The organism is Martinezella sp. CNPSo 3964 (genome assembly GCF_057784375.1).
Genome location: NZ_JBXSOW010000002.1, coordinates 181228 through 193771, shown reverse-complemented (window position 1 = coordinate 193771; position 12544 = coordinate 181228). Strand labels below are relative to the sequence as shown.

The window sequence follows — 12544 nt, the reverse complement described above, 5'->3', positions numbered from 1 at the left end:
TCCGCGGCGTCAGAAAACGGAAAACCTCCCCGCCGAAGCGGGGAGGTCATGTTGGCTGAAATTACTGCACGTTCGAACCGACGACAGAGTCCCACTTGGTGGTGATGGCGGCCTTGCCGGCATCCTGCTCGTCGAGCGTCGGGAATACAGCCTTTTCATAGGCGGCAGCCGGCGGCAGCTTGTCGAGAAGCTCCTGGGGGACCTTCTTGTTCTTCGCCAGGTCGTTGAAGCGGATCGGGTGGCAATAGCCCTTCAGCCAGCCGATCTGTCCTTCGTCGGAATAGAGGAACTCCATCCAGAGCTTGGCAGCGTTCGGATGCGGAGCAAAAGCCGAGATCGCCTGAACGTAGACACCGGCGATAACGCCCGAAGCCGGAACGGTGACGTCAACCGGCGGGTTGCCGTTCAGGCTGTCGCGCCAGGAAAGACCGTTGTAGTCCCATGCGACAACGATCGGTGTTGCGCCCTGTGCGAGCGAAGCCGACTTGCCGATAACCGGAACGAAGTTGCCGGCCTTGTTCAGCTTGGCGAAATAGCCGAGGCCGGCTTCACCGACCTTGGTGGCATCCTTCTCGCCGGCAGCGAGGCCAGCGGCGTAGACTGCCTGAACGGCCTGGTTCGACGTGCGCGGGTCACCTGCGAGCGAAACGGTGTTGGCATATTCCGGCTTCAGGAGGTCAGCCCAGTCCTTCGGCGGGTTCTTCACGACGTCCTTGTTGGTGACGAAGGAGAGAACGCCGTAGTAATCGCCATACCAATAGCCTTCGGCATCCTTGGCGCTGTCCGGAATGGAATCCCAGGTGGAAACCTTGTACGGCTGCAGCAGGCCTTCCTTCTTGGCGGTCGGGCCGAAGGAGAGACCGACGTCGATCACGTCCGGAGCCTGCGGGCCGGTGTTGCCCTTGTTGGCGCGGATTGCTTCGACTTCATCGCCCGAACCGGCATCCGGGTTCAGTTCGTTCACTTCGATGCCGTACTTCGCCTTGAAAGCAGCGATCAGGTCACCATAACCGCACCAGTTGTGGGGCAGGGCGATGGTGGTCAGCGTGCCTTCCTTCTTGGCGGCAGCGATGAGATCAGCGCTCGGTTCTGCGGCCGCAATAGCCGTCGAAGCGACGAGCATCGCGGTGGAGATTGTCAGAAGACGATGAATTTTCGAGATCACTGCATTTCCTCCTTTTGGGTTTTCAGTGTCTGGCGTTGCTGTTAATGACGTTACATGAAGGTTGTGTGACGACTTCAAAGCGTTGCGTTTGCTGAAAACGCAGTCGATTTTTGCTTCTAGTCGACAAGTATGACAGTCGCTGTATTTCACCATGCTCAATGCATCGTTATTTTGTGTTTTCATTCCCCTTCAGCTTAGCTTGCGAAACAACTTTGTTTGTTCGAAAAGACCTTCCAGTGTCTTCATGCGCTCGCTTGTCTCGTCCCATGTCGAGCTTTGTACGGCTTCGATCAGGGCTTCGACGATGAAGAGGGTGACAACCGACGAATCCCAGGCGGATGGCGCCTCGATCTGCACGCGAAACGTGTATTTCGCATGCTTGGCGGCGGGCGTTGCCCACTGGTCGGTGAAGACGATGATTTCGGCGCCGCGCCGGCGGGCGGCGGCGGCCAGATTGACCATTTCCTGCTCGTAGCGCCTGATATCGAATATGACGAGCAGATCACCCGGATTCATGTTCAGGACATATTGCGGCCAGGCGCTCGAATTGGAAGAAAGCAGCGTCGTATTGGGCCGAATGACCTGCATATGGGTGAAGAAATACTCGGCAAGCGCCCCTGTGATGCGCCCACCCACGAAATAAAGCCCGCGTTTTCTTTCCGACAGCAGCGCTGCAACGCCGTCGAACGTCGCCACATCGATATCGGACAAGGTCTGCCGCAGGTTCCCCATGATGGCATCGGCGAAACGATTGAGGATATGTGTACCTGGCGCGTTGGATGCCCAACGATCGTGCTTTGTCAGTGGGTTGGAGATTGTCGCCTCAACCTCTTGATGAAGATGGGCCTGGAAGTCTGGATAGCCCTTATATCCAAGTTTCTGCACCATGCGCGCAACTGTCGGGGTCGAGACCCGCGCATTCTCGGCAACAGTGGTGATGCTGCCCAGCCCGGAAACTGGGTAGTTGTCTAACAGGCTCTTGGCGAGCTGCTTTTCGGCGCGCGTCAGCGTGTCAAAGCGCGCGTTGATCACGTCCGAAACTGTCTTCGACGCATTGTTCACTCGATTTTTGCTCCCCGGGACGGTCTGATGCCGCTTTCCTCGCAGGATATAACAACGCTGTCACAATTCGAGTCAATGTCACAAATGAAGAAATAATTTCAGTTTCCAGTTGACAGCGACGAAAACCTGAAGAATTCTTTTCTTATAAACATTTTATTAATCGGCAATGGGGCGTCTCCGATGCTTGCGCAGCAAGGCATTTTGACGAAGGCGGATGGCGATTGTGTTGCGGTCGAAAGACCGGACGGAAGCAGTGCGGTTCTGCTCGTCTGCGAGCATGCCTCCCGCGCCCTTCCGGAGCGGTTCGGCGATCTTGGGCTTTCCGTCGAGGCGCTTTCCAGCCATATCGCCTGGGATCCGGGTGCACTCGCGGTTGCAAGAGGAATTTCCGCCGGCTTGAATGCTACTTTGGTTTTTCAGCGTTTCTCCCGACTGATTTATGATTGCAACCGGCCGCCGGAAAGCGCTGGCGCCATGCCGGAGACGAGCGAGATCTATACGATCCCCGGCAATCAGCATCTGGGCGAGGCGGATAGGAAGGCGCGCACGGAAGGGCTCTACATCCCGTTTCACGATCGTATTCGGGCGCTCTTGAAGGAGCGGGCGGCGCGCGGACAAAAAACCGTGATCGTGACAATCCACAGCTTCACGCCGATCTATAATGGCAAACCACGGGCGGTGGAGCTCGGCATTCTGCATGACGAAGACCATTGGCTGGCCGATCGCATGCTGGATGCAGCGGCTGAAGCGCCGCTCTATCAGACAGAGCGCAACCAGCCTTACGGACCTGAAGATGGCGTCACCCATACCTTGAAGCTGCATGGGCTTGCCAATGGTCTGCATAACGTAATGATCGAGGTCCGCAACGACCTCATTCGAGATGACGTCGGCCAAGGGGTCATGGCCGATTATCTGACGGGGCTTCTCCAGAGCAGTCTGGAAGCCTGAGCATAAAAGAAAAAGACCCCGGGGAGCAGTTCAACCGCGATCAGGCCGCATGGCGAAAAGCCGGTGGTCAATGTGACACATGGTTCTCCGCAATCCCGCGGACGACCGGGCTTTAGGGGGAATGGCATGTCTGATTATTCAGAGTTAGACAAGAAGCAGGATGTTCACATCCTGCACTCCATGGGCTACGCCCAGGAGCTGGAACGGCGCATGAGTTCATTCTCGAATTTCGCCATTTCCTTCTCCATCATCTGCATTCTATCCGGCGGCATCAACTCGCTCGCACAGGCAACGTCGGGTGCAGGCGGTGCAGCGATCGGTATCGGATGGCCGCTCGGCTGCCTGATTTCGGGTGTTTTCGCGCTCTCCATGGCGCAGATTTCCTCGGCCTATCCCACGGCGGGCGGCCTCTATCACTGGGGTTCGATCCTCGGCAACCGGTTCACCGGCTGGTTGACGGCCTGGCTCAATCTTCTCGGCCTGATCACCGTGCTCGGCGCGATCAATGTGGGTACCTGGGGCTTCTTCAGCGGTTCCATCGCCCCCTGGTTCGGCATCGCCGTCGACACCAACACTTCGGCCGGTTTTGCCAACCAGATCATTTTCGTCGCCATCATCACCGGCGTGCAAGCCTTGATCAATCACTTCGGCATCAGGCTCACGGCAAAACTGACCGACATGTCCGGCTATCTGATCTTTGCCGCTGCAATCGCGTTGACCATCGTCTGCCTGATTGGCGTGAAGAGCTGGGACATCAGCCGCATTTGGACTTTCACCAACTATTCCGGCACGCCGGAAGGTGATGCTTCCGTTTGGCCGAAGATGGACAATATCTGGTATGTCTTCGCCCTTGGTCTGTTGCTGCCGATCTACACGATCACGGGGTATGACGCGTCGGCGCATACGTCCGAAGAGACCGTAAAGGCCTCCAGCTCCGTGCCGCGCGGCATGGTGTCCTCGGTCTGGTGGTCGTCGTTGTTCGGCTACATCATGCTGCTGGCCTTCCTTCTGGCCATTCCGGACATGAACGAGGCATCGAAGCAGGGCTGGAACGTCTTCTTCTGGACGATCAACAGCATCACCAATCCCGTCGTCGCCAATATCCTCTACGTTGCGATCTTCATCTCGCAACTGCTGTGCGGCCTTGCGACCGTGACATCCGCGTCGCGCATGATCTATGCCTTCTCGCGTGACGGCGGCCTGCCATTTTCGAAGTCGCTCGCCAGTGTCAGCCCGAGGTTCCGCACGCCCTCCATCGCCATCTGGACGGCTGCGATCCTCGCGGTCCTGTTCGTCTGGGGCGCTTCGCTCGTGACCATCGCCGGCTCTTCGGCCTATACCATCGTCGTGTCGTGCACCGTCATCTTCCTGTTCCTTTCCTTCACCGTGCCGATCGTCCTCGGCATCAAGGCGATCGGAACTGCGAAATGGCCGAAGATGGGGCCTTGGAACATGGGTATCGGCGCCTATAAACTGGTCTCGGTTCTGGTGGTCATTGCCATGGCGATCATCTTCATCATCGGTGTGCAGCCGCCGAATGAATGGGCCCTCTACATCACGATCGGCTTCCTGGTGCTGACAGCAATCATCTGGTTCGCCTTTGAGAAGCGCCGTTTCCAGGGGCCGCCGATTGGTGACACGATCACCAAGCGTCAGGCCGATATCGCCGCAGCCGAACGTGCTGTCGGCGAGGTGTGATCCTCATACAACAATCAATCCGGCAGGGGCCGCAGCCGCGGCCCCATCCAACTTGACGAGCGGCTCCGGCAATTGATCCGGCAACGCCGCCGGCCGACCCACTTCTATCTTTCAGGCGGACCAAATCATGAGCAGCTATACGTTCGACGACCTCAAGCGAGATGTGGCCGAAGGGCGCATCGACACGGTTCTGGCATGTCAGGTCGACATGCAGGGCCGGTTGATGGGCAAACGCTTCCAGGCGGAATTCTTCATCGAAAGCGCCTGGAGGGAAACGCATAGCTGCAACTATCTACAGGCGACCGATATCGAGATGGAAACGGTCTCCGGCTACAAGTCGACCAGCTGGGAGAAGGGCTATGGCGACTATACGATGAAGCCGGATCTCGCGACGCTGCGTCGCATTCCCTGGCTCGAGGGCACGGTGCTCGTTCTCTGCGACGTGCTTGATCACCACACCCACGAGGAAGTCGCGCATTCTCCGCGCGCCATCCTGAAGAAGCAGGTGAAGCGATTGGAGGCCATGGGGCTAAAGGCCTACATGGCCTCGGAGCTCGAATTTTTCCTGTTCGACCAGAGCTATGATAGCGCCCGCGAGTCCGGCTATCGCAACATGAAGCTCGCCAGCGGCTATAATGAAGACTACCACATCTTCCAGACCACCAAGGAGGAAGAGGTGATGCGGGCAATCCGCACCGGCCTCCAGGGGGCTGGCATCCCGGTTGAGAATTCCAAGGGCGAGGCATCCGCCGGCCAGGAGGAAATCAACGTTCGCTACGCCGATGCGCTCACCATGGCCGACCGCCATGCGATCATCAAGAACGGCTGCAAGGAGATCGCCTGGTCGAAGGGTAAGGCGATCACCTTCCTCGCCAAGTGGAACTACGGAGCCGCCGGCAGCTCCTCGCATATCCACCAGTCGCTCTGGAGCCTCGACGGCAAGAGCCCGAAGTTCTTCGAAGAAGGCGGCAAATACGGCATGTCGCCGATGATGAAGCACTATGTCGCCGGCCTTCTGACCCATGCCAGCGAGATCACCTACTTCCTGGCGCCCTATATCAATTCCTACAAGCGCTTCATGGCCGGCACGTTTGCGCCGACCAAGGCGATCTGGAGCAAGGATAACCGCACGGCCGGCTATCGTCTCTGCGGCGAGGATACCAAGTCGATCCGTATCGAGTGCCGCGTCGGCGGCTCGGACCTAAATCCGTATCTCGCTTTCGCGGCTCTGATCGCCGCCGGTATCGACGGCATCGAAAACAAGCTTGAGCTCGAAGCGCCCTTCGTCGGCGACGCCTATGGCGCGCGCGAAGTTCGCGAGATACCGCGCACCTTGCGTGATGCCGCGACGGCGCTGACGACATCGAAGATGCTGCGCGCCGCCTTTGGCGACGATGTCGTCGATCACTATACCCGCGCTGCCGAATGGGAGCAGGAAGAGTACGATCGTCGTGTCACCGATTGGGAAGTGGCGCGCGGATTCGAAAGAGCGTAAGGCTTTTGCGATCTGCCTCTTGCCCGATTTTCATTTTATGATCGGGCGGGGGCGCTGGGATGTTTTGTCTGTCCGCCGTTTCTCCTTTGAATGCTGCTGCTTGTGCAACATCCCGGCAATCAATTGGATGACCAAGAAAACAGGAATTCGATCATGACCATGATCACATGCGTCTCCCCGGTAAACGGAGAGGTTTATGCCGAGCGTCCGGCGCTATCGCTGGATGCCGCCAAGGACGTCGTGGCACGCGCCCGCAAGGCGCAGAAGGATTGGGCGCGCCGCCCGTTGGAGGATCGTGTCCAGCTGGTGCTCAAAGGTGTTGCCCGGCTTAACGAGATGGCCGATGTGGTCGTGCCGGAACTCTCCTGGCAGATGGGGCGCCCGATCAAGTATGGCGGCGAATATCGCGGTTTCAACGAGCGCTCCAACTATGTCGCCTCGATCGCTGCCGATGCAATGGCGCCGCTGGTCGTGGAAGACAGCGCCAATTTTGCCCGCCGTATCGAGCGCGAACCGCATGGTGTCGTCTTCGTGATCGCGCCTTGGAACTATCCTTATATGACGGCGATCAACACAGTCGCTCCGGCCCTGATGGCCGGCAATACCGTCATTCTCAAGCACGCAAGCCAGACGCTCCTTGTCGGTGAGCGGCTCGTTCAGGCTTTCGTCGAGGCCGGAGTTCCTGCCGACGTCTTCCAGAATGTCTTCCTTGACCACGATACGACCTCGGCGCTGATCGCTGCCGGTAGCTTCAACTTCGTCAATTTCACCGGTTCCGTCGAAGGCGGTCGGTCGATCGAGCGTGCCGCTGCCGGCACCTTCACCAGCCTCGGGCTGGAGCTTGGCGGCAAGGATCCGGGCTATGTCATGGAAGATGCCGATCTCGACGCTGCCGTCGATACGCTGATGGACGGCGCCACCTTCAATTCCGGTCAGTGCTGCTGCGGCATCGAGCGCATCTATGTGCATGAATCGCTCTACGACAGCTTCGTCGAGAAGTCGGTCGCCTGGGTTTCGAACTACAAGCTCGGCAATCCCCTCGATCCCGAGACGTCGCTCGGCCCGATGGCGCATAAGCGCTTCGCCAAGGTGGTGCGTGAACAGATCGCCGATGCGGTTGCCAAGGGCGCCAAGGCGCTGGTCGATCCCAAGCTCTTCCCGGCCGATGATGGCGGCGCCTATCTCGCGCCGCAGATCCTCGTCAACGTCGATCATTCCATGGCTTTCATGCGCGAAGAGACCTTTGGCCCGGCCGTCGGCATCATGAAAGTGAAGAGCGATGCGGAAGCGCTGGAACTCATGAACGACAGCCCCTATGGCCTGACGGCCTCGCTGTGGACGAAGGATGTCGAACGCGCCTCGCGCATCGGCCGTGAGATCGAAACCGGCACCGTCTTCATGAACCGCGCTGATTATCTCGATCCTGCTCTGTGCTGGACCGGCGTCAAGGAAACCGGCCGCGGCGGTTCGCTGTCGATCATCGGCTTCCATAACCTGACGCGCCCGAAATCCTATCACCTGAAGAAAGTAACAGCATGAGCACTATCTCAGCCAATTGGAGCTATCCGAACGCTTTCAAGCTCGGACGCGGCCGCATCAAGGAACTGGCGGACGCCTGCAAGAGCCTGGGCATGAAGAAGCCGCTCCTGGTCACCGACCGGGGGCTTGCCTCGATGGCGATCACCAAGACGGCCTTGGACATCCTGGAGGACGCAGGTCTCGGACGGGCTCTGTTTGCCGATGTCGATCCGAACCCGAACGAGAAGAACCTCGAAGCTGGCGTGAAGGCTTTCAAGGATGGCGGGCATGACGGCGTCGTCGCCTTCGGCGGCGGTTCCGGCCTCGATCTCGGCAAGTGCGTCGCCTTCATGGCGGGCCAGACGCGGCCGGTCTGGGATTTCGAAGATATCGGCGACTGGTGGACACGCGCCAGCGTCGAAGGCATCGCGCCGATCGTCGCTGTACCGACAACGGCTGGTACCGGCTCGGAAGTCGGCCGCGCCAGCGTCATCACCAATTCCGCCACCCATGTTAAGAAGATCATCTTCCATCCGAAGTTCCTGCCCGGCGTCGTCATCGCCGATCCTGAGCTGACGGTCGGCATGCCGAAGGTCATCACGGCGGGCACGGGCATGGATGCTTTCGCCCATTGCCTGGAAGCCTATTCCTCGCCCTTTTATCATCCGATGTCCGCCGGTATCGCGCTGGAAGGCATGAGGCTCGTCAAGGAATTCCTGCCGCGCGCCTATCGTGAAGGAACGGATCTCGAAGCCCGCGCCAATATGATGAGTGCCGCCGCCATGGGCGCCGTCGCTTTCCAGAAAGGCCTTGGCGCCATCCACGCGCTCTCCCATCCGATCGGCGCCGTCTACAATACGCATCACGGCATGACCAATGCCGTCGTCATGCCGGCCGTCCTGCGTTTCAACCGCAAGGCCATCGAAGAGAAGATCGCACGTGCCGCAGCCTATCTCGGCATTTCGGGCGGTTTCGACGGCTTCTATGATTATGTGCTGCAGCTCCGTGCGGAACTCGGCGTGCCGGAGAACCTTTCGGCCATGGGCATTGCGCCCGATCGGATTGACGAGCTCTCCGCTATGGCCATCGAAGATCCGAGCGCCGGCGGCAATCCGGTGGCGATGACGTTGGAAAACACCAAGGCTTTGTTCCGGGATTGCTTCTGATACGGTCCTAGGTATTTCCTGGCGCGCCGGACGAAAGTAGTGGTGCGTGAGGCACATCAAGGCAAAGAAAAAGCCGCCGAGGGAGCTCGGCGGCTTTTTTGTGAAATCATGCCTGCAGATCAATCTACGAATTCGACGACGACGCCCGGCTTGACCATCTTGGCGAGCTCGGTTGCATCCCAGTTCGTCAGACGCACGCAGCCATGGCTCTGCGTCTTGCCGATCCTCGATGGGTCCGGCGTGCCGTGAATGCCGTAGGTCGGCTTCGACAGAGCCATCCAGACCGTACCGACCGGGCCGTTCGGGCCTGGCGGGATGTTGAGAACCTTGTCGTTTCCGGCTTGTTGGAAGTTGATCTTTGGATTGTAGGTATAGCCCGGATTGAAGGCGACGCGCTCAACCGTGACCGTGCCGGACGGTGAAGGCGTGTCGGCGGAGCCGATGCTGGCCGGGTAGGCTGCGATCAGCGTGCCGTTGGCATCATAGGCGAAAACCTGCTTGCGTCCCTTGTCCGCCAGGATCTTGGCGACCGTGCCGGTCTTGCTGGGACCTGTATTGACAACCTTGATGGTGCTGCCGGGAACGGTGAAATCGACACCGGGATTGAGCGCCTTCAGATAGCCCTCATCCATGTGAAAGCGCTCGGCCAGCATTTCCGTCGTCGAGGTGTAGCCGAGCGACGGCATCTGTGCCTTCGCCGCATAGTCTTCAGGGATCGAGGCGACATAAGGGCCAGCGGCGTCAGCGGCCGTGATCGTATAGTTGACGATCGGCATGCCGCCGGACATGCGCAGCTGCTCGAGGATCGCGTCTGTGTTGTTCGGATCGAGCGTCTGGCCGGTCATCTGCTGATAGGCATAAATCGCCTTGGTGACATTCGCACCCATGCGGCCGTCGATAGCGCCCGGCGAAATACCCTGCCGCGCGAGGAAGATCTCCAGCGCGGTGATCTCCATCTTCGACTTGCCCTTGAGCGTGATGACGGGTTCGGCTGCCGGTTTGTTGACGATGTCAGGCGTGCTCTGCTGCGGATCGATCGATGCGTAATCGTTGCCGTTCTGGTTTGCCTGGCCTTGCTTCGTGGCGGGCAATGGCTGATTGTCGAGCGGCTGGCGCTGGATATCGTTGTCACGCGGAATGCCGCCGGTGACTACGCTGCGATCCTGCTGATCGTACCCATTGTTGGGAGCGCCGTCGTAGTTTCCGTAGCTGTCGGTACGATACTGACGATAATCTTGATAGTCGCCATTGTTGGAAAGCTGCGTATCGCCATAGCGGCCGCCATTATTGCCATAGGTATCGCGCGCAGGGGCGCGGGGATAATAGGTGCTCGCCTTCATCTCGGTGGCGACGACATTGCCATAGGCATCGATCAGAACCCGGCGGCCGCGTCCGTCGCGCGCCATGGAGTATCCACCACCATAAGGATACTGGTCGAGGATCCGGCCGTCAGGAGTGACGAGAACCGTGTTACCGTTGCCGCTGCGATAATATTGTGCCTGTGCGTCCGTGAGCGCGAGCGAGGACACAGTGGCAGTCAATGCCAGGGCAAAACTCAATTTTACGAACCGGTTCACGTCTGTCGAATCCTCGGGATAGTCGTTCGGCTGACACACACATGGCAATTTTGACGCCAGTATGGAGATTTAGATTATCATGCTGAATAAAATATAAAAATTTATGTGATCAAGGCTTCAAGTTAACATTTGGTAAGCCAAATAACCGTTTATTTCAGCCGCGCGCCACCTTGGGACAACGCTCGCCGCGCGGAGCCGATCAGGGAGGACTTTAGAGATGATCGATTTTTCTGCGGCCAAGGGGCCGAAATTGATGCTGGACGAAGGCTCCGTCATGGACATCGGCGCCTGCATCGTCGAGGGCAACAATCTTGCGCCCGGAAGCGCCGTTCCCGATGATGGCGATCCGCGTATCAGTCATTCCGTGCAAGGCTTCCTCTTCACCTGCGGACCGGATCATATCCGCCATCCCGAGCCGATGTCCGGCGCATATGAGGGCAAGCGCTATCCGCTGCATGGTTCCTTCTCGTCTCATCCAGCCAAAATTCTCTGGACCAAATTCGAAAATGGCAACGCGGAATGCCGCGCGGATATCGATGTCATCACCGCCGAACGCCGCACCGCAAGGCTGGAACGTCTTTGGCAGATCGATGGCGCAACCGGCGAGGTCTCGCTTGCCGATCGCATCGTCAATACAAGCACCGAGGCGATGCCGGTCTTCCTGATGTATCACATGAATATCGGCGGCAAATGGTTCGACAATGGCACGCGCCTTGCCGGACAGATGCTGGAGAATGGCGGCTTTCCCTGGACCTTCGGTGAGGAGGGAGGCGATATCTTCTGCGTGCCGGCGCAGGATAAGGGAGAGGATTGGGCGGAGATCAACCTTGGCCCAATCGCGGCCATCGGCGGCAAGACTTTGAGGGTGCGCTTCGGTACCGATACGCTGCCGTTCCTGCAGGTCTGGCGCAATCAGCGCGCGCCTGCGCATGTGCTTGGCATCGAGCCGGTTTCGCATCGCTGGGTCTCCCGTGCGGAACTCGAGGAGGCGGGTGAATTCAATATTCTCCAGCCCGGTGAAGCCCGCAATTTCATGCTCAACTTTGCCTTTGTTTGAGAGCGGGCCGTGGTTGACGCTCGCCCTGTCGCGGCGTAGATCAAGGCCACGGTTTTAGAGAGGACATGAACCATGGATATCCGCCCGATCGACGATGAATACTCGGTGTCCGGCCAGATTGCCGTAGAAGATCTCGACCAGATCAAGGCCCTGGGTTTCAAGTCCATCGTCTGCCATCGTCCGGATGGCGAGAGCCCGGATCAGACGCCGTTTGGCGTCATCGAAGCCCGTGCCAAGGAACTCGGCCTGGAGATCACCCATGTGCCTGTAGGCCCGATGGGCGTGACCGAGGAGGCCGTGCAGGGCATGGTCGATGCGCTGGACGAGTTTCCGCGACCGATGCTCGGTTATTGCCGTTCCGGCGCACGCTCGACGGCAATTTATCAGAAGACGCACCACATTCGCGGCTGAACGGCTGTTTCCTCGGCCCTTTAGATTGCAGGGCAGGCTATGGGCCGTGCCCTGTGTACCTGTCGAAAACAACATCAGGAGAAGACCATGAGCATCAAGCGTATCGACGTCGGCGCCCGCATGAGCGGCGCAGTCATCCACGGCAACACTGTTTATCTCGCCGGTCAGGTTGGCGAAGGCGAAAGCGTCACCGATCAGTGCAAGTCTGCGCTGGCTGAAGTCGATCGTCTGCTTGCTGCAGCCGGCTCCAGCAAGTCGAAGATCCTGCAGACGCTCATCTATCTCTCCGACATTTCCTACTTCGCCGAAATGAACGCTGCGTGGGAAGCCTGGGTCGATCCGGCCAACACGCCGGCCCGTGCGACCAGCGAAGCCAAGCTCGCAGCGCCGAAGTACAAGGTCGAATTCATCGTGACCGCAGCGATCGACTAAGTCGGCTCAGCCTAA

11 protein-coding genes are annotated in these 12544 nt (G+C 58.9%); 8 read left to right on the top strand and 3 right to left on the bottom strand.

Annotated features, from left to right (window positions below; all coding sequences use genetic code 11):
* Nucleotides 1–61: 61 nt before the first annotated feature.
* Both AC13Q5_RS07525 and AC13Q5_RS07520 read right to left on the bottom strand, forming a co-directional pair.
* Nucleotides 62–1165: an ABC transporter substrate-binding protein gene (locus AC13Q5_RS07525; protein WP_075850955.1), complete on the bottom strand. Its 1104-nt coding sequence runs from the start codon at nucleotides 1163–1165 to the stop codon at nucleotides 62–64.
* Between the two features lie 189 nt (nucleotides 1166–1354).
* Nucleotides 1355–2227, bottom strand: coding sequence for a MurR/RpiR family transcriptional regulator (locus tag AC13Q5_RS07520; protein WP_075850954.1), 873 nt, complete (start codon nucleotides 2225–2227; stop codon nucleotides 1355–1357).
* Nucleotides 2228–2407: 180 nt separating this feature from the next.
* On the opposite strand from AC13Q5_RS07520, the gene AC13Q5_RS07515 reads away from it, so the two are divergent.
* The 5 genes from AC13Q5_RS07515 (at nucleotide 2408) to AC13Q5_RS07495 (ending at nucleotide 9052) form a co-directional block, all read left to right on the top strand.
* Nucleotides 2408–3175 (top strand): N-formylglutamate amidohydrolase, encoded by a 768-nt coding sequence (locus tag AC13Q5_RS07515; RefSeq protein ID WP_488501309.1) that lies wholly within the window; start codon nucleotides 2408–2410, stop codon nucleotides 3173–3175.
* A gap of 126 nt (nucleotides 3176–3301) precedes the next feature.
* Nucleotides 3302–4873: an amino acid permease gene (locus tag AC13Q5_RS07510; RefSeq protein ID WP_488501308.1), complete on the top strand. Its 1572-nt coding sequence runs from the start codon at nucleotides 3302–3304 to the stop codon at nucleotides 4871–4873.
* Nucleotides 4874–5000: 127 nt separating this feature from the next.
* Nucleotides 5001–6368 (top strand): glutamine synthetase family protein, encoded by a 1368-nt coding sequence (locus tag AC13Q5_RS07505; RefSeq protein ID WP_488501307.1) that lies wholly within the window; start codon nucleotides 5001–5003, stop codon nucleotides 6366–6368.
* A gap of 153 nt (nucleotides 6369–6521) precedes the next feature.
* On the top strand, nucleotides 6522–7907 hold the full coding sequence (locus tag AC13Q5_RS07500; protein ID WP_457881893.1) for an aldehyde dehydrogenase family protein: 1386 nt from the start codon (nucleotides 6522–6524) through the stop codon (nucleotides 7905–7907).
* Nucleotides 7904–9052, top strand: a complete 1149-nt coding sequence (locus tag AC13Q5_RS07495) for an iron-containing alcohol dehydrogenase (protein WP_075850951.1) — start codon at nucleotides 7904–7906, stop codon at nucleotides 9050–9052. Before AC13Q5_RS07500 ends, AC13Q5_RS07495 begins: the two co-directional genes overlap by 4 nt.
* Before the next feature lie 119 nt (nucleotides 9053–9171).
* Here AC13Q5_RS07495 and AC13Q5_RS07490 read toward each other — a convergent pair whose 3' ends face one another.
* Nucleotides 9172–10629 carry a L,D-transpeptidase family protein gene (locus AC13Q5_RS07490; protein WP_488501306.1) on the bottom strand — a complete coding sequence of 486 codons (1458 nt, stop codon included), beginning with the start codon at nucleotides 10627–10629 and terminating at the stop codon, nucleotides 9172–9174.
* Between the two features lie 217 nt (nucleotides 10630–10846).
* Between AC13Q5_RS07490 and AC13Q5_RS07485 the strand changes: the two genes are divergently transcribed.
* The 3 genes from AC13Q5_RS07485 to AC13Q5_RS07475 all read left to right on the top strand — a co-directional run bounded on the left by AC13Q5_RS07485 (nucleotide 10847) and on the right by AC13Q5_RS07475 (nucleotide 12529).
* A complete protein-coding gene (locus AC13Q5_RS07485) occupies nucleotides 10847–11686 on the top strand; it encodes a DUF4432 family protein (RefSeq protein WP_488501305.1) in 840 nt (279 codons plus the stop codon).
* A gap of 72 nt (nucleotides 11687–11758) precedes the next feature.
* Nucleotides 11759–12097 (top strand): protein tyrosine phosphatase family protein, encoded by a 339-nt coding sequence (locus AC13Q5_RS07480; protein ID WP_488501304.1) that lies wholly within the window; start codon nucleotides 11759–11761, stop codon nucleotides 12095–12097.
* Nucleotides 12098–12184: 87 nt separating this feature from the next.
* A complete protein-coding gene (locus tag AC13Q5_RS07475; protein WP_075850948.1) occupies nucleotides 12185–12529 on the top strand; it encodes a RidA family protein in 345 nt (114 codons plus the stop codon).
* The last annotated feature ends 15 nt before the right edge of the window (nucleotides 12530–12544 follow it).